The sequence below is a fragment of the Sphaerisporangium sp. NPDC005288 genome, assembly GCF_040607475.1.
GTDB classification, from domain to species: domain Bacteria; phylum Actinomycetota; class Actinomycetes; order Streptosporangiales; family Streptosporangiaceae; genus Sphaerisporangium; species Sphaerisporangium rhizosphaerae.
The window spans coordinates 160,867-180,799 of sequence record NZ_JBEXGT010000007.1; the positions used below are offsets into that span (position 1 = coordinate 160,867).

General features: G+C 72.1%; 17 protein-coding genes. 7 read left to right on the forward strand and 10 right to left on the reverse strand.

What is annotated here, in order from left to right:
• Positions 1–223: 223 nt before the first annotated feature.
• Together ABZU32_RS09785 and ABZU32_RS09790 are read left to right on the forward strand one after the other, a co-directional pair.
• Entirely contained in the window at positions 224–610 is a 387-nt protein-coding gene (locus ABZU32_RS09785) for a hypothetical protein (protein WP_354838780.1), read from the forward strand.
• 279 nt (positions 611–889) lie between these two features.
• On the forward strand, positions 890–2,377 hold the full coding sequence (locus ABZU32_RS09790) for a S1 family peptidase (RefSeq protein WP_354919595.1): 1,488 nt from the start codon (positions 890–892) through the stop codon (positions 2,375–2,377).
• A 165-nt stretch (positions 2,378–2,542) separates the two neighbouring features.
• Here ABZU32_RS09790 and ligD read toward each other — a convergent pair whose 3' ends face one another.
• Positions 2,543–3,508, reverse strand: coding sequence for a non-homologous end-joining DNA ligase (gene ligD / locus ABZU32_RS09795; RefSeq protein ID WP_354838786.1), 966 nt, complete (start codon positions 3,506–3,508; stop codon positions 2,543–2,545).
• A gap of 113 nt (positions 3,509–3,621) precedes the next feature.
• On the opposite strand from ligD, the gene ABZU32_RS09800 reads away from it, so the two are divergent.
• A complete protein-coding gene (locus ABZU32_RS09800; protein WP_354919598.1) occupies positions 3,622–4,545 on the forward strand; it encodes an LLM class F420-dependent oxidoreductase in 924 nt (307 codons plus the stop codon).
• Positions 4,546–4,620: 75 nt separating this feature from the next.
• On the opposite strand, the gene ABZU32_RS09805 is transcribed toward ABZU32_RS09800, so the two are convergent.
• The 5 genes from ABZU32_RS09805 to ABZU32_RS09825 all read right to left on the reverse strand — a co-directional run bounded on the left by ABZU32_RS09805 (position 4,621) and on the right by ABZU32_RS09825 (position 11,428).
• A complete protein-coding gene (locus ABZU32_RS09805; RefSeq protein ID WP_354919600.1) occupies positions 4,621–5,952 on the reverse strand; it encodes a hypothetical protein in 1,332 nt (443 codons plus the stop codon).
• 11 nt (positions 5,953–5,963) lie between these two features.
• On the reverse strand, positions 5,964–7,232 hold the full coding sequence (locus tag ABZU32_RS09810; protein ID WP_354919603.1) for an OmpA family protein: 1,269 nt from the start codon (positions 7,230–7,232) through the stop codon (positions 5,964–5,966).
• A complete protein-coding gene (locus tag ABZU32_RS09815) occupies positions 7,229–8,041 on the reverse strand; it encodes a hypothetical protein (protein WP_354919606.1) in 813 nt (270 codons plus the stop codon). Before ABZU32_RS09815 ends, ABZU32_RS09810 begins: the two co-directional genes overlap by 4 nt.
• Before the next feature lie 124 nt (positions 8,042–8,165).
• Positions 8,166–10,370: a hypothetical protein gene (locus ABZU32_RS09820; RefSeq protein ID WP_354919609.1), complete on the reverse strand. Its 2,205-nt coding sequence runs from the start codon at positions 10,368–10,370 to the stop codon at positions 8,166–8,168.
• A complete protein-coding gene (locus ABZU32_RS09825) occupies positions 10,367–11,428 on the reverse strand; it encodes a BTAD domain-containing putative transcriptional regulator (RefSeq protein ID WP_354919611.1) in 1,062 nt (353 codons plus the stop codon). Before ABZU32_RS09825 ends, ABZU32_RS09820 begins: the two co-directional genes overlap by 4 nt.
• Positions 11,429–11,534: 106 nt before the next feature.
• Here ABZU32_RS09825 and ABZU32_RS09830 point away from each other — a divergent pair, with 106 nt between their 5' ends.
• The gene (locus ABZU32_RS09830; RefSeq protein ID WP_354919614.1) at positions 11,535–11,744 is read left to right on the forward strand and encodes a DUF397 domain-containing protein; all 210 of its coding nucleotides are present in this window, start codon (positions 11,535–11,537) and stop codon (positions 11,742–11,744) included.
• A 56-nt stretch (positions 11,745–11,800) separates the two neighbouring features.
• On the opposite strand, the gene ABZU32_RS09835 is transcribed toward ABZU32_RS09830, so the two are convergent.
• A complete protein-coding gene (locus tag ABZU32_RS09835; RefSeq protein WP_354919617.1) occupies positions 11,801–12,676 on the reverse strand; it encodes a helix-turn-helix transcriptional regulator in 876 nt (291 codons plus the stop codon).
• Between the two features lie 346 nt (positions 12,677–13,022).
• On the opposite strand from ABZU32_RS09835, the gene ABZU32_RS09840 reads away from it, so the two are divergent.
• Genes ABZU32_RS09840 through ABZU32_RS09850 form a run of 3 tightly spaced genes read left to right on the forward strand, consistent with a single transcriptional unit; the run spans position 13,023 to position 17,409 of the window.
• On the forward strand, positions 13,023–13,256 hold the full coding sequence (locus tag ABZU32_RS09840; protein WP_354919620.1) for a hypothetical protein: 234 nt from the start codon (positions 13,023–13,025) through the stop codon (positions 13,254–13,256).
• A 60-nt stretch (positions 13,257–13,316) separates the two neighbouring features.
• Positions 13,317–14,903 (forward strand): 3' terminal RNA ribose 2'-O-methyltransferase Hen1, encoded by a 1,587-nt coding sequence (locus tag ABZU32_RS09845; protein ID WP_354919623.1) that lies wholly within the window; start codon positions 13,317–13,319, stop codon positions 14,901–14,903.
• Positions 14,896–17,409: a polynucleotide kinase-phosphatase gene (locus tag ABZU32_RS09850; RefSeq protein ID WP_354919625.1), complete on the forward strand. Its 2,514-nt coding sequence runs from the start codon at positions 14,896–14,898 to the stop codon at positions 17,407–17,409. Before ABZU32_RS09845 ends, ABZU32_RS09850 begins: the two co-directional genes overlap by 8 nt.
• A 29-nt stretch (positions 17,410–17,438) precedes the next feature.
• Here ABZU32_RS09850 and ABZU32_RS09855 read toward each other — a convergent pair whose 3' ends face one another.
• From ABZU32_RS09855 to ABZU32_RS09865, 3 genes are all read right to left on the reverse strand, one after another.
• On the reverse strand, positions 17,439–18,086 hold the full coding sequence (locus ABZU32_RS09855) for a DUF6879 family protein (RefSeq protein ID WP_354838798.1): 648 nt from the start codon (positions 18,084–18,086) through the stop codon (positions 17,439–17,441).
• Between the two features lie 266 nt (positions 18,087–18,352).
• On the reverse strand, positions 18,353–18,997 hold the full coding sequence (locus ABZU32_RS09860; protein WP_354919628.1) for a DUF1707 domain-containing protein: 645 nt from the start codon (positions 18,995–18,997) through the stop codon (positions 18,353–18,355).
• Between the two features lie 6 nt (positions 18,998–19,003).
• Entirely contained in the window at positions 19,004–19,741 is a 738-nt protein-coding gene (locus ABZU32_RS09865) for a PadR family transcriptional regulator (protein WP_354919631.1), read from the reverse strand.
• Positions 19,742–19,933 lie beyond the last annotated feature (192 nt).

A 19,933-nucleotide genomic window follows, 5' to 3' on the forward strand; every position in this document is an offset into this window, starting at 1 on the left:
GCCCGGTGGAAGCCACGTGGATCCCCCTGGCAAGGCGTTGCGTTGAGCGAAGGCGCTATTGGTCGCGGCACCTCTAACTTTACCGTCATCTGACTCTCTCGCACCCTTATGGCTGATCGGGCGTTGGGTACTCTCTGAGCGGTCACATTCGGTAATCGCCGTTCAACGCAGTCCGCGTACGGACGGGCTGTTGCGGCGATTTACTAATAGGGAGAATTCAAGAATGATTCGCCGCCTTCTGGTCACCACGGCATGCGTCGGTATGGCCGTCATCGCCCCGGCCGCCGCCGCCTCCGCCGACGCGGTGCACGCGAAGAGCGCCAAGACCTCCGCTCGGGCCAACTGCTGCCCCTGTGGCGTGGGCGTCGTCCCGACGGTGGTCCCGACGGTCGTCGGTTCCGCCTGTCCGGGCGGCTACTACGGCGCCGGCGTCGGCTACGGCGTCGGCTACGGGGCCGGCTACGGCTACGGCGCCGGTTACGGGGCCGGCTACGGCTACGGCGCCGGCTACGGGTCCGGCGGCGGCTACGGCGTCGGCGTCGGCTACGGCAGCGGCGGCGGCCGCGGCCTGGGCCTGGGCCTCGGCCTGGGGCTGGGTCTCGGCCTCTGACCTGCCTAGCAGGAAGACAGGCGGCGCTTTCACGAGTCGTACTCGTGGAAGCGCCGCCTTCCCTTTTGCGCGGATGCGGTCCGGCACGTCGATCGTCTCCGCGATCGCTTCCGGCGTGGCGCGAGGCTTTTGCGCCCTGATCGCCATGAGCTGCCTTAAGGTGGCGTAGCCCGCATCCGGTGATCTTCGAGCGGTGCGCGGCGATCTCCCCCCTGCTTTGGCGGTCGAGGTCGAGGAGAGATCATGTCGTGCGGACGCACAGCCCTCATGGGATGCGCTTTGACGGTCAGCGCGCTTGTCGTGGCGGCCACTCCGGCCGTCGCCCAGCCCTGGACGGCCGTCGCCCAGCCCCGGACGGCCGGCATCGCGGTCACCGCGGGCGCCCACAGACCGCTGCCGGGCATGATCGAGGCACTTCAGCGCGACCTTCATCTCACCGCCGCGCAGGCTCAGGCCCGCATGCTCAACGAGATCCGCCTGACACCGATCGCGGCCCGGCTCGCCCGCGGACTCGGTGACCGTTACGGCGGGTCCTGGCTCACGGGGGCCACCGCCCAGACGCTCATGGTCGCCACCACCAGCTCCGCCGACATCCCCCAGATCCGCGCGGCCGGCGCGCTGCCGCAGGTGGTCAGCGGGTCGCTGGCCCACCTCAACAGCATCAAGGACAAGCTCGACGCCGCCCTGCCCGCCCATCCGGCCACCGTGGGGGGCGTGCGCTTCGTCGACGTGCGCACCAACAGCGTCACGGTCCTGTCCGAGGAGCCCGGCAAGACCCACGCCGTCATCAAGAGCATCGGACTGGACGGATCGGCGGTGCGGGTCGTGGAGTCCGCTGAGCGGCCACGGCCCCTCTACGACCTGATGGGCGGTGACGCCTACTACATCGGGACGACGACCCGCTGCTCGATCGGCTTCCCGGTCGTCCGCGGCACCCAGAAGGGGTTCGTCAGCGCCGGTCACTGCGGCAGGGCGGGCCAGGCGACCTCCGGCTTCAACCGGGTCGCCCAGGGTACCTTCCAGGCGTCGGTCTTCCCCGTCAGCGACTTCTCCTGGGTCGGCGTCAACACCAACTGGACGCCCAGGCCATCGGTGAACAACGGCAGCGGCGGCGTGGTCAACGTCGCGGGGGCCAGGGAGGCGATCGAGGGCGCCTCGGTGTGCCGGTCCGGATCCACCTCCACCTGGCACTGCGGCGTCATCCAGCAGCGCAACGCCAGCGTCACCTACTCCCAGGGCACCGTCTACGAGCTCACCCGGACCAGCGTCTGCGCCGAGCCCGGTGACTCCGGCGGCCCCTTCATCTCCATCGACCAGGCGCAGGGAGTCACCTCCGGCGGGTCGGGCGACTGCACTTCGGGCGGGATCACCTACTTCCAGCCGGTCAGCGAGATCCTGTCGACCTATGGCCTGAGCCTGGTGACCACCGTCGGCAACCCGCCGCCGAGCACGGGCGCCTGCACCGGCTTTCCGCACACCGTCACCGGCTCCCTGACCGGCGGCCGGTACGCCTACCAGCCGGACGACCTCTACTACAACTCGGCCGTGAGCGGGGTGCACTCGGCCTGCCTGGACGGTCCCGAGGGCGCCGACTTCGATCTCCACCTGCAGAAGTGGAACGGCTGGAACTGGGTCACCGTCGCCTCGGCCGCGGGACCGAACCCCGACGAGAGGATCGGCTACACCGGCACGGCGGGCTACTACCGCTACCGGGTGGACGCCGCGAGCGGGTCCGGCTCCTACTCGCTGGCTTACCGGGCCCCGTAGCGGCCCATGTGCATCGATCCCAGGCGCAGGACCGCCGCCGGGACCGAGGCGACCCCCGTCGTCATGGCCCGTCGTCATGCCCCGGCGACGGGCCGACGCCGGGGATCGACGGGCCGGGAGGCCGAGCGTCCGTGACCCGCGGTTCACACCCGGCCGCCGCGGGGGTCAGCTCGCCAGCTGGGGAGGCTCTCCTTCGCGGGTGACCTCGGTGGGGTGCTTGTCGTCGCGCAGGCCGCGCCAGGACGGGTGGCGCAGCCGCCGGTCGTGGGTCCACTCGGCGTACTGGACCTCGCCGACCAGCACCGGGTCCACCCAGTGGGCGCCTCGGGCCTGCTCCCGGGGCACCAGGTCGTCGAAGGGGCAGGCCGGTCGTCCGAGCGGGCCGAGCACCTCGCCCAGCTCGCGCAGCGTCTCCTCGGTGAACCCTGTGCCGACGTTGCCGGCGTACACCAGTCGTCCGGCCTCGTAGACGCCGACCAGCAGTGAGCCCATCGTCGCCGACCGGCGGCCACGCCCGGTCGTCCAGCCGCCGATCACCACCTCCTGCGCGCGGAAGTTCTTGACCTTGGTCCACTCGGGTGACCTGCGGCCGGGCCGGTAGGGCGACTGTAGGCGCTTGGCGACGACGCCCTCCATGCCGAGCTGCCGGCTCAGCCGCATGGCGTGCGCGCCGTCGTCGTGGAACCAGGCGGGCACCTGCCAGCGCGCGCCCGCGGTCACCACGTCCTCCAGCAGTTCCCGGCGCTGGACGTAGGGCAGGTTGATCGCCGGCTCGGCGTCCAGGTGCAGGATGTCGAAGAGCATGAACGTCACCGGGATCGTCTGGGCCAGCTTGCGCACCCGTTCCTCGCGGCGCTGGTGCATGCGCGGTTGCAGCGCCGAGAAGCTGGGGCGGCCGGCGTCGTCGAAGGCGACGATCTCTCCGTCGAGCACGACGTCGTGGCCGCCGACCGCGCCGGCCAGCGCGTACAGCTCGGGGTAGGCCACGGTGACCTCCTTGCCGTTGCGCGAGATGAGCCGGAGTGCGGAGTTCTCGATGTAGGCGAGGGCGCGCACGCCGTCCCACTTCATCTCATGGCCCCAGCTCGCGTCGTCGCCCGGCGGCGGCAGCGTGCCTAGCTGGGCGAGCATCGGAGTATAGGTAGGAAGTCCCCCCATGGGCGTTTTCTTACCCTGATGCGGGGGCTGTCCGAACCCCTATCCCACCCCGGAGATTCATCGGGTGACATCGGGATAATGGGCGTATGAGATTAAGGATCTTCACGGAGCCGCAGCAGGGTGCCGGCTACGAGGACCAGCTCCGCGTGGCGCAGGCCGCCGAGCGGCTCGGATATGACGCCTTCTTCCGCTCCGACCACTACCTGCGCATGGGGGACGGCGATGCCTCTCCCGGCCCCACCGACTCCTGGGTGACGCTGGCGGCGCTGGCCCGCGAGACCACGACGATCCGCCTCGGCACGCTGGTCACCGCGGCGACCTTCCGCCTTCCCGGGCCGCTCGCGATCAGCGTCGCGCAGGTGGACCAGATGAGCGGCGGCCGGGTCGAGTTCGGCTTCGGCACGGGCTGGTTCGACGCCGAGCACAAGGCGTACGGCATCCCCTTCCCGCCGCTCGGCGAGCGGTTCGCCCGGTTCGAGGAGCAGCTGGAGATCATCACGGGGCTGTGGACCACCAAGCCGGGTGACACCTTCTCCTTCGAGGGCGCCTACTACCGGGTCGCCGACTCGCCCGCGCTGCCCAAGCCCGCGCAGAGCCCCCGCCCGCCGGTGATCATCGGCGGCACCGGCGCGAAGCGCACGCCCCGGCTGGCCGCCCGCTTCGCCGACGAGTACAACGTGCCGTTCCACGGGCTGGGGGACACCGCGGCGGCCTACGACCGCGTGCGGGAGGCGTGCTCGGCGGCCGGACGCGAGCCGATCGTCCTGTCGGCCGCCCAGGTGCTGTGCGTGGGCGCCGACGAGGCCGAGCTCGCCCGAAGGGCGGCGGCGATCGGCCGGGAGGTCGGCGAGCTGCGGCAGAACGGCCTGGCCGGCACCCCGCAGGAGGTCCTGGACAAGATCGCGACGTTCGCCGAGGCCGGCTGCGAGCGGCTGTACCTGCAGGTCCTCGACCTGTCCGACCTCGACCACCTCGAACTGGTCGCCGCCGACGTCATGCCCCACGTCTGAGCCTCAGACTCCACCCTGGTGCCGCTCTCAGCCGGAAGGGCGGTGGCGCACCATGCCACCGCCCTTCCGAACCTCTCATGAGGCCGGAGGCAGGGCCCGGTGCCCGATGGCCGGCGGGGCGCCATCGCGGCCGGTCACCTGCCTGCCGTAGGTCTCGTCCAGCAGTCGCTTGCGTTCCCTTAGACGGTCGGGGTGCCGATCCTCCACCAGGCGGCACACTTCGAGCAGCGGGCCGGCCTCCATCTGCGGCTGGGCGATGCCCTGGAACTCGGGACCGGTCAGCGAGGGACCCGGGCCGCTCCGCGCCTCGGCCACGGCCACGTTGCCCGTCTGCCGGTGCAGGCTGCGCACCCGGAGGATGAAGCCCTCCCACGCCGAGATCATTTTCAGCCGGAGCAGCCCGATCAGCTCGTCGCGCAGCGTCCGCAGGTCGCTCCACCTGGAGTCGTAGGCCCCGATGAGCCGATCCGCCTGGCGGGACTGGAAGGAGTAGGCGGTCTTGGTCCACCACAGGCGCCGCCGGGCCACGGCCAGGTCCTCCGCCTCCTTGTCCGACGCGGCGACCTTCACCGCCATCGCGCCGAGCGACAGCATGACGATGAGCAGGATGACCGACATCATCGGGTATCCACCGGAGGGCGGTGTGGGGTACCTGGCGCGCAGCCCGGCCCAGGTGCCGATGACGACCAGGAGCATGAGCAGGAAGCAGATCGGCAGCGACCACCAGGCGAGCCGCAACGCCCAGCGGCCGGCCGCGCCGAGGTAGGCGCCCGCCCTGCCCTGCCGGACGGGCGGCCGCCGGAAGGCCGCCGCCCGCCAGGCGCCGAGCGGCCTCAGCATCATCTCGCCCGTCGCGGCGATGATGACGGCCAGGGCCACGCCGGGGACGATGGCGGCCAGCAGCTCCCACATGTGCAGGATTCCCCCCGCCCCGCCCTGGTCGGCGTCGCCGGTCTGCGAGGTCAGGTAACGGAAGACCTGGTTGAAGTACCAGACGTCGAACATGCCGATGCCGATGACGACCGGCCAGCGCACCCGGCGCAGCCAGCGGGCGCGCCGCGGCGTGGCGTCGGCGGCGTTCTGCGCCCTCGCCAGCCGCGCGGCGGTGTCGCCCATGTGACCGGTGGCGAGCATGAGGCCGAGCCGGTTGAGCTGGCGGTCGGCCCGGGCGTAGGCGTCGGAGGCGGCATGCCGCCGTGCCGGGATGCGCCCATCCCGGCAGATGGTCTCGAAGCCACTGCGCACGGCCGACAACATGGCCCGCATCTCGGTGGCGTCGATCTCCTCGGCCTCGCGCCACCCGGTGTCGGCGGCTCGCGCGACCAGTTCGCGCACGCCGCAGACGCATCCCGAGGGGCACTGCGAGAAGGGGTCGGGAGAGGTCGCGGGCGGAGAGGGATGGCTCATGTGATCCTCGGTCAGGTGTAGACGATGATCTCGACGCGCCGGTTGCAGGCCATGGCGACGCGATCGGGAGTGCCGTTCTTGTACTCGGGAGCGCACGCGGGTTTGCGCGAGCCGTACCAGACGGCCGTCGACTCGGTGATCCCGCGGTCGCGCAGGACCTTGAGCACGGCCTTGGCGCGCTTCTCCGACAGCCTCCGGTTGTAGTCGGGAGATCCGGTGGAGTCGGTGTGACCGGCCACCACGACCCTTCGGTACCGGAGCTTGTCCAGCTCCTCCACGACCGATCCCATGGTGTCCTGGGCGCGAGGCGCCGGCCGTGCCGAGTCGACGTCGAAGAGGATGGACGCCGGCACCGTGATGACGGTGGGATTTCCCGGCGTGATCCGCAGCCCGGGCATGCGGACGTCGGCGTCGGGGGACAGCGCCGTGGCGGAGGCGGACACGTCGGCCACCGCCGGCGCCTCCGCGGTCGGTTTCGGACAGTTCGCCCCGGTCGCCGCGCACATCTGCTTCCACAGTTCCAGCAGCCACACCCGGTGCGGCGTCTTGACGTCGGACCAGCCGTCGGCCGGGTTGCCGATGCCGATCAACTGCACCGTGTAGCTGCGGTCCAACTGCGGCAGCTCCGCCCGGCAGCCGCGCACCAGGCCGGGAATCACCGAATGGTCGCCGATGTCGGCGGCACGCAGATCGGCGCAACCGGTGTTGCTCAGCCCGTCGGTGGCCACCATGATCGTCTTGGGGGTCTTGTCGCCGTACTTGCCGATCTGCTGGGCCGCCGTGGTCACCGCGCGTAGCACGTCGGTCTGCGGCTTGGCCGAGCCCGCACCCAGCTTGTCCGTCAGCTCGCCGGACAGGCAGGCGCGCGCGTCCTTCCTGTCGTTGTGCGTGCGGGCCGCGTCCTTGCTGTCGCCGGGGGTGATCTTCTCGATCCGCCAGTCCACCGCTCCGCCGAAGACCCCCGCGGCGACCAGGTTCCTCGGGGCGTCGGGCAACCGCTGGGTGAGCAGCGCGCCCCAGTCCTGGTGCCGGCGCGGCTCGCCTCGGGTGTAGCTCGTCGCCGAGCCGTCGACGAGCAGGACCGTCACGCTCGTGACGTCGGGGATCCCCGTGGGCACCTTGAGCAACTGCTCGCAGCGTCCGGCCGCAGGTGCGGCCTCCTGCGAGCCGGCGCCGGTGCCGGAGCCGTCGCCGAGCAGAGCCTGCTCCATGGCCCCGCAGCCCGTGACGCAGAAGACGACCAGAGCCAGGAGCAGGGCACCCCGCCTGCCGTTCCTCATGAGCCGTTCGCCTCCTCCGGCTCGTCGAACCGGCTCTGGGGGCCGGGCTCGGGCTCGGCGATGCCGAGCAGCTCGTAGGTCTTGCTGAGCGCGCTGTCGGAGGCGAGCGCGAACTCCAGCAGGTCCATGCGCTCGTGCCCGCTCGCCACCTGGACGACCGTGTCGACCAGGCCCCGGGCCTCCTCCTGGCGGTCCTCGCGCATCTTGAACAGCGTGGTGGCGGTCTGCGCGGGCTGCTGCGCCATGAGGACGGCGTACGGGGTCTCCCACCTCGGCAGGCCCGCGGCGATGAACGCCGTCCACACCTCGCGCAGCTCGCCGAGCCGCTGGGCGGCCTGCTCGCTCAGCTCATAGCGGGCCTCGAACTGCACCTGCTCCGCGACCGAGCGGCGCTGCAGCTCCCGTATCGCGGGATCCATCTGGACACGTACGGTAGCCGAGCAGTCGAACACGACGCCGTCCTCGTCGGGGGAGTCGGTCAGCGCCCGGTCGACGGCGGCCTGCACGACAGCGGTGATCGCGGGCTCGGCGGCTCCGGGACGGAAGGGCGGGAACTCCCTGGCCTTCCAGCGGGCGGCGTTCCGGGTCACGGTCCTCAGGTCGGCGAAGCGGGCGTCGATCTTCGTGTCGAGCGCCTCGTCGCGCAGTGTTCCCGTGGCGCACAGGCACAGGTCGACCTCGAGGGTGAAGTCGTAGGCGTCGCCCTTGGCGGGCGTGGGGAAGGTGAAGTTCTTGGTCCTGCGCGTGGTCGAGGTGACGGGCAGCAGCGGTGCCGGCGTCCGGGTGTCAAGCGGTTCGCCGCCGAACATGGCTCGCCTCACCCGGGATAACCAGCGGCGTAAGGGGCCCTTGCGGGGCTGGGAGGGATCATGGTCACGGTCGGACACGGGTCCACCTCCATCGGGGTCGGGGGGATCGGACTGTGGTGGTCGTCTAGCGTCGGTCGTCGCGGAAGCGCCACACCCGCAGGTGGAAGTCCAGGCTGGCGGCCAGCGAGGGACCGTCGGCCCTGATGCCGGCGAGCAGCCTGTCCATCAAGCCGTCGAGCCCCGGAGACGCGACGCGGGCACGGGAGTCAGGTAGGGCGCCGGCCAGGACGAGCCAGCGGTGCAGCGCGTCCCATGCCTTCTCATCGCCCTGCTCCCGGCTCAGCGCGTTGCACCAGAGCCGGACGAGATCGTCGTGGACGGACGGCTGGTCGACGGCGAGCTCGGCCAGACGGGGCCAGCCCCGGTCCCTGCCCTTGCGGGGCGCCAGGCGCAGCAGGCACCGCGCCGCCGCCTGCCGCCAGCGCCAGTGCGGCAGCCGGGTCCACTCGGCCAGCTCGTGGACGATCTTCTCCTCGACGCCGTCCCGGAACACGTTGAGCAGCGCCTGCTGCACAATGCTCAGCAGCTCGCGCTCGGCACGGTCCATCGAGGAGTCGCGCCGGCCGTCCAAGCGCTGGATGCGGCCGCCGACGATGTCGCGCATGGCGTTGAGCGCCTCGTCGGGGTCATTGGCGCCGAGCAGGGTGCCGTAGGCGGCTATGGCGGTGGCCCGCAGCTGGACGTTGCCCTCGCGCGCCCACCTGCGGACCAGCCCCCGCGCCTTCCTGGCGAACCGACCCTCGCTGAGCCATTCCAGCGCCCATGCGGCCGTCATGCGCGGGCGGTAGCCGCCGTCGCCTGCCCAGGGCTGGATGACCTCGCGGGAGATGACGTCGAAGTCGTAGCAGGCGAGCCGCGCCGCGGCGTGGGCGGCCTTGACCCGCACCGGCGAGCGGGGATGGTGACCGAGCGGGCCCAGCCACTTCACCAGGGTGTCGCGCTCGCCCAGGTGGTCCTGCCAGACGACCTGGAGGATCCAGGTCTCCAGCTCCTCGTGGGAGAGCCGGACGGTGCGTCCCATCCCGTCGCCCGAGACCTCTCCCGCCAGTTCTACGCACTTGGACCATTCGCTCATCGGCCCGGTGAACCACTCGCTCCGGCGCATGCCGTCGTTGCCGGTGCCGGCCAGGTGCAGCGTGGCGAACCGCGACGCCTCACGGGTCGCGGTTCCGGCCGCCTGCCGATGCAGAACGGCCGAGCAGATCAGGAAGCTCTTCTGCCACAGCTCGGGGCCGCGCAGCTCGTCCGCCGCCTGATCCAGGTCCTTGGCCGGATCCCTCCGGGCGAGCAACCGGTCGTCGGGCACTCCGCCCTGCACCTCCGACAGCACATCGGCAGCCAGCGCGGCGGCCATGCGAGGGGAGGCGCAGCGCTGGACCTGGCGGCTCACCGCGGGCAACGTGAGGATCTGCCGGGTGCGGGACTCCTCCAGCCTGGCGGACAGGTGCCGGGAGAACACCGCCTCCGGCGCGGGGGGCACGTGCCGCACCATGCAGTCGGACTTCAGGACGCCGGGGCCGACCGGCTCGGTGGCCGTGACGACGATCAGGACACTGCCCAGCGGCCGAAGCTCCGCGGCGATCGGGGCCAGCCACGACAACTCCGGCGCGGGCTCGTCCGGCCCCAAGATGAGGATCATCGCGGAGTCCTTCGGCATGGCCCCCGCCTCGATGGCCGCGAGGCCCCGCTCGGACGCCAGGATGCGGACGTTGCCCGCCGCGGCGCGGCCTCTGTTCCGCAGGAAGGCGATGGCGGCGGCGATGGCGGCGGTGGTGCGGCCTTCGCCGGGCTCGCCGACGTAGCACTGGACGGGTGACAGATCCAGGGCCTCGCACAGCAGGTCCGCGCCCGGCGTTCTGGCGAAGGTCTTCTTCAGCTTGGTGATGAACGCGGCCCCCAGCGGGCCGTGCCGGGGCCGCGCGGACACCTCGCCCGCGAAGTAGTTGAGCTCCTCGGCCTGGAAGACGCGTGCCCGCTCTCCATGGACGTTGGTCTCGTGGGTCCTGCTCCGCAGGCCTTCCATCCGGGCGGCGTAGGCGTCGTCGTCGTCGGCGGCGGAGGCGTCCGGGTCGGCGTCCTCCAGCTTCTCCTCCGGCTCGGTGGCCGCGGGGCCCTCCTCGCCGTCCGGCTTCGGCTCCTTGCCCAGCACGACCGCGGGAACTCCGTCCTCGCCGACGGCGACGACAGGCTCGGCGCCCGAAGACTCGGCCTGCTCGGGTAAGGGGACCTCCGGGGCCTCCTGCTGCGCCGGAGCGCCGTGGTCGTTCACGACGGCTCCGGTGCCTCGTTGTAGGTGGCGTGCGAGCCGCCCAGCTGGATGACCCTGGCGTGGGCGCCGGTCACGTGGGTGTCCCCGAAGACGCCGCGGCGCCGGACCTCGCCGAGGCCGGTGTCCTGGTCGGGGCCGGGGTCCTGGCCGGCGGGCTCCCCGCCGGCGCCTTCCGGCGCCCGGCCGGTGCGGTGGCGCGGATCGCCGGTCTGGCCGGGCGCCCCGCCCGGCCGCCCGGAGGAGGCGGCAGGCTGTTCGTTCCTGACGAGACGAAGCGTGCGGTCGTTCTTCATGATTCGCTCCAACAGATCGAGGGTTCGCGCACTCGGAGAAGTCTTCAGAGCGACCTCCATCGCCTGGCGGAGGTGCTCGAACGCGTTCACGGCCGCGGTCTTGTCTCCCATCCGGTAATGCACCACCATGCGGTGCCGCGCCAGTTCCTCGTCGACGGCGCCGTCCTCGTCCAGGGCCAATCGGTCGAGTTCTGGCGCCAGATCGTCCAGCAGGCCGCATTTCAACCGGGCCAGAAGGTGTCCGAGAAGGGTTCGGCGGTATTCATCGCGGAGTTTCCCGGTCCACGCCCTCATGGAGTAGGGGGAGTATCCGCCGAACGGGATCGGCCCCCTCAGGCCGGCCCTGGACGGCCCCCACTCCGCCAGGGCTCGCCCGCCGAGTTCGACGGCCTCTTCGGAAGAGAAGGAGACGGCGGCCTTGGCCGCCGCCGAGAGCCGGCGAAAGCGGTGATAGTCGACATTCTCCGTATGGACCTTCAGCTGATAGCCCAGGGAGCGATGGGTCATGAGCAGCTTCCCCGCCCCGGGCACCGCGTCGTCGAGCCCTTTCCGGATGCCCTTAACGCAGGTATCCAGAAGCGGCCGCGCTTTGTCAGGGTCCTTCTCCTCGTCCCATAGTGACGTGGTGAGCGTCTCTCGCCGCACCACCCCGGGTTCCAACGCCAGCAGAGCCGCCGCGAGAGGTTGCTTGCGATCTCCGAAAGACACCTTCCGCTCGTCCACGGAAACCTCGACGGTGGAGAGGACTTTGACTTCCAGATTCATTTCAGCCGAACTCCAGATCATCCTCGGCGGCTTACAGAAGGCCTTGGTCCTCTGTTCCCGTGACCGGCGGAATGGCCGCGGGAATCGAAAAGAGAAGAGGTCGGAAATGAGCGAGACCGAGCGTGGGATGCGCGGAATCAGGTTCCAGACCGCGTCCGCGTGCGAGGGTGGCACGTGCGTGGAGGTCGCGCAGTACGGCGAGGACGTCTACGTCCGCGACTCCAAGCACCCCGAGGGGCCGGTGCTCCGGTACACCAAGGCGGAGTGGGCCGCGTTCGTGATCGGCGTCAAGCTGGGCGAGTTCGACGTCCAGTGACCTCCCCCCTCCGGGGCCGGGTCGTACCCGGCCCCGGAGGGCCCCCTCGGCCGGCCTCACCGGCCGGTCCCCCGGAATTCGGCCATCAGCTCGTTCAGGAAGCGCCGGGCGTCGTCGCCGAACAGAGCCGACTCGCCGTACATGGTCCACCGGTTGCGGTAAAGCTCGATGTCGGCGGGGTGGCGAGCGGTGATCTCGGCATGGACGGTCTCGACTTTCACCTGTTCACCGGCCTCGTCGTCGGTGGGTTCGTAGATGGTGAACGCGTGGGAGTTCGGCACGCGCGCTTCGACGCCGAGGGGCAGCACGCCGATCGTCACGTTGCTGAGCGTGCTCAAGGTGCAGACGCGGTCGAGCTGGGCGGCCAGCATCGCCGGCGCGCCCGGCCGCCAGCGCAGGGCGCCCTCGGTGATCAGGAAGTGAAAGGACCGGTTCTCGTCGTAGAGCAGGAGCTGGCGTTCCAGCCGCACGGCGAGCGCGGCGGCGGCCTTCTCCTGGGTGTAGGGCACCTGGAACATCGAGAAGACCCGGCGGGCGTACTCGGCGGTCTGCAGGAGGCCGGGCACGACCGACGGCTGGAAGGTGAACGATCGCCGCGCGCCGGTCTCGATGGCCTGCACCTCGTCCTGCATGTGCGGCCGGTCGCGAAGCTCGGTCTTCCACGAGCGGACGTCGGTGTGGGCGTTCTCGGTCAGGGCCAGCAGCAGATCCCGCGCCTCTGGGGTGGCGTTGACGGCCTCGGCCCACTTCCGCACCTCCGGCAGGCTCGGCACCACCGCGCCGGACTCGATGCGCGAGACCTTGGACTGGCTGGTCTCGATCCGCTGGGCGAGGTCACGTCCGGAAAGTCCTGCCAGGTCGCGAAGGCGACGCAGCTCGGCTCCCAGCCGTCGTCGCCCTCCTTCAGGGCCCTCCGCGTACTCGTGAACCACTCTTGTCCCCTGAATCACTCTATATCGGGATGAATCGCCACATCTTGTTGCCAGGGCGATTCGGGACTATTCGTTAGGATGCATACTAGATCAAGGCTTGATCGGAGTTGTCAAGCGATTTCTACCGTTCCAAAGCTGTATCTTCTGGTGACACAGAGTCAAGAGAGGAGGAAGGAATCGTGAATCGATGCGATTTGATTCATGGGCAGGGTGCGGGTGTGATGACCGCCCCGGTCCGGGGCGCCGCGGCCGCCTGCCAGAGTGGCTGCGCGGGGCCGGAGGGCAACGGTGGTGTCACCCGGCGGACAGCCTGGTCTCCGTCGGAGTCGTGGCCGGTCCCGGCCCGATGACCTGGGAGGCCGCCACGCTCGTGGTCATCGCCGTGACGGGGATCCTCACGCTGGTCCTGACCCAGGTGCGCGACATTCTGCTCAAGGTCGATGAGGTTCTGGACGCTTGGAGGCGGGTGAGGCGCACCATCACGATGCTCAGCGGGCAGAGCCGTGCAGGCGGCGGGAACGGCGGGGACGACACGTGGCGGAAGGCCGTCGGGCGAAAGGAGCGGCGGGGAAGCCGGTAGCCGCACAGCGTCAACGAAATCGGTGGCCGGTGGGGCGCGAATGGGGGAAGATCGGGCAGCGTGCTGCTGACCATCTCGACGACCACGCGGCCGGCCACCGATCTCGGCTTCCTGCTCCACAAGCACCCCGGCCGGGTGCAGGAGTTCGGCCAGTCGTTCGGCGTGGCCCGCGTCTTCTATCCCGAGGCCGCCGAGGAGCGCTGCACGGCCGCGCTGCTGCTCGAGGTGGACGCCGTGCGCCTGGTTCGCTCGCGCGGCCACTCCTCGCCCGACTTCAGCCTGGGCCAGTACGTCAACGACCGCCCGTACGCGGCCTCCTCGATGCTCGCGGTGGCGCTCGCCGACGTCTTCCGCACCGCGCGCGCCGGCCACTGCGCGTCCCGTCCAGAGCTGGCCGCCGGGCCGATCGACCTGGAGGTCGTCGTGCCCGCGCTGCCCTGCCGGGGCGGGCCGGAGGTGGCGCACCGGTTGTTCGAGCCGCTCGGCTGGCAGGTGGAGGCGCGGCCGGTCCCGCTCGACGAGGGCTTCCCCGAGTGGGGCGACTCGCGGTACGTGCGGCTCACGCTGCGCGGGGCGGTCCGGCTGGCCGACGCGCTGAACCATCTGTACGTCCTGCTCCCGGTCCTCGACGACGCCAAGCACTACTGGATGGCCTCCGACGAGGTGGACAAGCTGATCCGCGCGGGGGAGGGGTGGCTGGCCGCGCACCCGGAGCGCGCGTGGATCACCCGCCGCTACCTGGGCCGCCGGACCGGGCTGACCCGCGCCGTGTTCGCCCGCCTGGCCGAGCTGGGCGACGACGTCGAGGAGGACCTGGAGCCCCCCGTCGAAGAGGAGCCGGCCGCCGAGACCGCGTCCCTGGACGCCGCGGACGCACCGGGCGCCGGGACGCCGGTCAGCGCCGCACCGGTCGCCGACGTGCAGGCCGCCGACGTGCCGACCGCCGACGTGCCGACCGGTGACGGGCAGGCCGCGGACGCGCCGGTTGTCGACGCCTCGCTCGCCCAAGCGCCGGCCGCAGAGGTGCCGCCGGCGGTGGGCGGGGCGGCGCGGCCGTTGAACCTGGTGCGGCGGGACGCCGTGGTCCAGGCGCTGGCCGAGGCGGGGGCGCGCAGCGTCATCGACCTCGGCTGCGGCTCCGGGCAACTGCTCGCCGAGCTGCTGGCCAGGCCCGAGATCACCCGGGTCACCGGCGCCGACGTGTCGGCGCGGGCGCTCGCCCTGGCCGCCCGCCGGCTCAGGCTCGACCGGATGCCCGAGACGCGCAGAGGACGACTGGAGCTGTTCCAAGGCGCGCTGACCTACACCGACGCGCGGTTCGCCGGGTACGACGCGGCCGTGCTGATGGAGGTCGTCGAGCACGTGGACCCGCCGCGGCTGCCCGCGCTGGAGCGGGTCGTCTTCGGCGAGGCCAGGCCCGGCGTGGTGGTGGTCACCACGCCCAACAGCGAGTACAACGTGCGCTACGAGTTCCTGACCGGCATGCGGCACCCGGACCACCGCTTCGAGTGGACCCGCGCGGAGTTCTCCGCCTGGGCCGAGGCCGTGGCCCGGGAGCACGGCTACCAGGTGGCGTACCGGCCGGTCGGCGAACCGGACCCCGAAGTGGGCCCGCCGACGCAGATGGGGGTGTTCAGCCGTGGTTGAGATCAGCGTCCCGGCGCTGTCGCTGGTCGTGCTGGTGGGGGTGTCGGGCAGCGGCAAGTCGACCTTCGCCCGCAAGCACTTCCCGCCCACGCAGGTCATCTCCTCGGACTTCTGCCGGGGCCTGGTCGCCGACGACGAGAACGACCAGGCGGCGACCCCGGACGCCTTCGACGTGCTGCACTACATCGTCGGCACCCGCCTGCGGCGCGGGCTGCTCACCGTCGTGGACGCCACCAACGTCCAGTGGGAGGCGCGCAAGCGGCTGGTCGAGCTCGCCAGAAGCCACGACGTGCTGGTGGACGCGATCGTGCTCGACGTGCCCGAGGACGTCGCGGTGGCCAGGAACGCCCTGCGCCCGGACCGCGACTTCGGCGCGCACGTGATCACCCGTCAGCGCAAGGACCTGCGCCGCTCGCTGTCCAAGATCTCAAGGGACGGGTTCCGGCGGGTGCACGTGCTGCGCGGCGAGGACATCGACGCCGCGACGGTCGTCCGCGAGAAGGCGTGGACCGACCGCCGCGAGCTCACCGGCCCGTTCGACCTGGTCGGCGACGTGCACGGCTGCCGCGCCGAGCTGGAGGACCTGCTCACGGAGCTGGGGTGGGAGCTGCGCCGCGACGAGGCCGGGCGGCCGGTGGGCGCGGCCCACCCGCAGGGCAGGACGGCCGTGTTCGTGGGCGACCTGGTCGACCGGGGCCCGGACTCGCCCGGCGTGCTGCGGCTGGTCATGGGCATGGTCGCGGCCGGCACGGCGCTGTGCGTGTCGGGCAACCACGAGAACAAGCTGGTGCGGGCGCTGAACGGCCGCAAGGTCACGGTGTCGCACGGCCTGGAGCGCTCGCTGGAGCAGCTCGCCGCCGAGCCGGAGGAGTTCCGCGAGGCGGCGCGGGCGTTCATGGACGGGCTGATCAGCCACTACCAGCTCGACGGCGGCCGGCTCGTCGTGGCGCACGCGGGCCTGAAGGAGGCCTACCACGGCCGCGCCTCCGGGCGGGTGCGCTCCTTCGCGCTGTACGGCGACACGACCGGCGAGACCGACGAGTACGGGCTGCCGGTGCGCTACCCGTGGGCGAAGGACTACCGGGGCCGGGCCATGGTCGTCTACGGCCACACCCCGATCCCCGACTCCGAGTGGGTCAACAACACCATCTGCCTGGACACCGGCTGCGTGTTCGGCGGCAGGCTCACCGCGCTGCGCTACCCCGAGCGCGAGCTGGTCGCCGTCCCGGCCCGCCAGGTCTGGTACGAGCCGGTCCGCCCGCTCCAGGCGGGGACGCGGCGCGACCCCGGCGTGCTGGACATCGGCGACGTCCAGGGCACCCGGTACGTCGAGACCCGCGCCGGGGGCAAGGTGAAGATCCGCGAGGAGAACGCCGCCGCCGCGCTGGAGATCATGAGCAGGTTCGCGGTGGACCCGCGCTGGCTGGTCTACCTGCCCCCGACCATGGCCCCGGCCGCCACCTCGCCGCTGGAGGGCCACCTGGAGCACCCGGCCGAGGCGTTCGAGGAGTTCCACCAGGCCGGGGTGGCCGAAGTCGTGTGCGAGGAGAAGCACATGGGCTCGCGCGCCATCGCCGTCCTGGCGCGCACGCCCGAGGCCGCCGCCGCCCGGTTCGGAGTCGGTGACGGGACGCGCGGCATGGTGCACACGCGCACCGGGCGCCCGTTCTTCGACGACCCGGCGCTCATGGCGGGCCTGGTGGACGGCCTGCGGGCGGCGGTGTCGGCGGCGGGTCTGTGGGAGGAGCTGCGCACCGACTGGATCGTGCTCGACGGCGAGCTGCTGCCCTGGTCGGCCAAGGCGGGCGGGCTCATCCGCGAGCAGTACGCGTCGGTGGGGGCCGCGGCGCGCGCCGCGCTGCCCGAGGCGGTCGCCGTGCTCGCCGCGGCGGCGGGGCGGGGGCTGGACGTGGGCGACCTGCTGCACCGCACCCGGGCGCGCGCGGACAACGCGGCGCGGTTCAGGGACGCCTACGCGCGGTACTGCCGACCGGTGTCCGGCCTGTCAGGGGTGAGCTTCGCCCCGTTCCAGATCCTCGCGGTGGAGGGGCGGGCGACGGCGGCGGAGGAGCCGCACGCCTGGCACCTGGACGCGCTCGGGCGCCTGTCCGGCGACCTCATCACCCCGACCAGGCACGTCGTGGTCTCGACGGGCTCGGCGGAGTCCCGGGAGGCGGCCACCGCGTGGTGGGAGTCGCTGACCGGCGACGGCGGCGAGGGCATGGTGGTCAAGCCCGCCCATCCGGCGGCCGGTCGCGTGCAGCCGGGCGTCAAGGTGCGGGGGCGGGAGTACCTGCGCATCATCTACGGGCCCGACTACACCGGCGGCCTGGACCGGCTGCGCGGGCGTTTCCTGGGCAAGAAGCGGTCGCTGGCGCTGCGCGAGCACGCGCTGGGCATGGAGGTGCTGGCGCGGCTGGCCGGCGGCGAGCCGCTCTGGCGGGTGCACGAGGCGGTCTTCGCCGTCCTCGCCCTGGAGTCCGAGCCGGTCGACCCCCGGCTCTGACCCTCTCCCGTCCCGCCCGGGTGGGGCGCTCAGGCGGACCGGAGGGGGCGCTGGCGCGGGGCCGGCAGGGGCAGGACCTCGCGGCGGAAGTACGCGCCGAGGTCCTCGCCTCGCTCGTACAGCGCCACCACGGCGGCCAGGCACGGCTCGACGGCGTCGGGGTCGGTGACGCGGCGGCCGCCCAGGTGGGCGCCCGAGCCGTCGTACAGCACCTCGTACATCAGCCCCGACTCGAACACCAGCAGCTCGGGCAGCGGGCCGGACCGCTCCAGGGCGCGGACGGCCGAAGCGGGGACCACGCGGGCCTGCTCGCCGGCCTCGGCGCGGGCCGCGAGCACGTGCAGCTCCCACTGCATGTAGGGGGTGAGCGGCGCGTCGACGACGCGGACCCTGCGGAACTCGGCGTATCCGGCGTAGTCGGCGGTCAGGGAGCCGCGCAGGTCGTCGATCAGCAGGAGGGAACGGTCCCAATCGCCGGCGGCCATCGCCTCCCAGCTCGGCTCGTAGGGCTCGTGGAAGTGCTGGGCCCGCTCGAGCTTCCACACCACGCCTTCGGCGCTCTCGTACGCCCGGCGGAACTCCGGGCCGTACACCTCCGGGGGGAGGACCACCGCGTCGACGTCGCGCACCCTCTGGAACACACGGTGATCAAGCTGATCGTCCGTGATCGGGCCCATGGGCTACTCCTCGTCGTCGGGGGCCGAGCCCGTGGCGGTTCCACTAGGCCGGTGGCGCGCTGATCGCGGGCAACGTGCGCCACCATGCCCGGGTGCGCGCGAGCCGAAACCCGGGAATGACGACGGTCGGGAAGACAGGCCGATCATGAAACGGCTGACTGGAGGCGTCAAGGCCCAATTAGCGCCGGCGGTTCCCGGCCGGTCCGCGAGACCCGGCCGGGAGGACTCCCGCGGCGGTGCGTCAGAGGGGCGCCGGCCGGGCCGGCTCAGAGGCGGCGGCCAAGGCGCCCGCGGTGGTGACGGTGGTGGCGGTGATGGGCCAGCCCCAGCACGGCCATGACGATCCAGACCAGGAACAGCACCTTCAGCACCCCGAAGATGGGCGCCAGGGAGCCTGAGACCGCCGCGGCGATCAGGATGACCGCGAGGATCATGAGCGGGACCGCCGGCACGCCGTGCCGGCGACGTCCCCGGCGGGCCAGGTGCTCGCGGCGGACGGCGGCCATGTGCTCGGCCCACACCGCGGGCCCGGCCTGCGGCGACGGCCATCCGCCCGCCGGCCACCCGTGCCCGCCGTCCCACGGCCCCGGACGCCCGGGACCCGCCCATGGGACCCGTGGCCCCGCCAACGGGCCGCGGGGGCCTGCCCACGGGCCGCGGGGGCCTGCCCAGGGGCCGCGGGGGCCGTCCATCGCGGGATGATCGCCCTCGGCCGCGGCGCGCCGCGCGGGGAAGGGCAGGTCGGCCGTCACCCGCCGCAGCTCACCCGCGGTGCGGGCGGCGAGCGCCGCGTCGAGCCGCTCATCCAGCTCTTCGTGGGTGAGCCGGCCCTGCGCGAAGTGCTCGCGCAGGGCCGCCATCACCTCGTCGCGCTCCGCGTCACCGATGCGCAGATCGTCCCGCGATGTCATCGAGGCTCACTCCTCCGGGGTGTCGCCGTCGGCCAGGATCTGGTACAGCTTGCGCCGGGTCTCGGCGAGGATCTTCTTGGCCTGGCCGACTTGGGCGTCACTCCCAGTCTGCGCGATCTGGAAGAGCGCCGCGGCGGCCTGGCGGCTCAGGTCGAACAATTCGTGGACGCCCTCCTCCACGTTCGGCGTCATGTCCTCCCAGGGGGCCCGCAGCTCGTCGGCGTGCTCGGCCACGTACTCGCGGCCCGCGTCGGTGAGCTGGAAGGTCTTGCGGCCCTCGGTCTCGTCGGCGCGCACGAGCCCCTCGTCGGCGAGCTGCTGGAGCGCCGGGTACACCGCGCCGGGGCTGGGCTTCCAGCCGCCCTCGCTGCGCTCGGCGATCTCCTGGATGATCTGGTAGCCGTTGCGCGGCTCCTCGCTCAGCAGCGCGAGGATCGCGGCGCGCACGTCGCCGCGCTTTGCCTTGCGCCCGCCTCTGCCGAACGGCGACCGCCCGCCGCCGAAGCCGCCGAACGGGAAGCCGGGCCGGAACGGGCCAGGGCCGAAGTCCCACGGGCCGGGACCCCTGCGCCCGCCCCGGTGGCGTCGCCCGGGACCGGCCTCGTCCTCCTCGCCGGGCATGCCGGGGCCGTGCTGGTGGTAGTGCTGGTGCGCCTGCTGCAGGGCGGCCATGGCGCCCCGCACGCCGAGCCGCTCGCCGCGGGGGCCTCCCCAGGGCGCGGCTCCCATCGCGAATCCCGTCATCGTTCTCTCCTCACACTGACGATCGACCATCGACCGTTCTCGATGCTTCAAAGATATATCGTTAGCGTTCTTAGAACAACCCCTGACGGCGATTCCTGAGCGGCGCGGGCGAAGAGAAAGACCGACGGCGACGCGGTTCGGGAAAATCAGTGACGCACATCACGCTCACCGGGGAACACATGCCGGGATGCG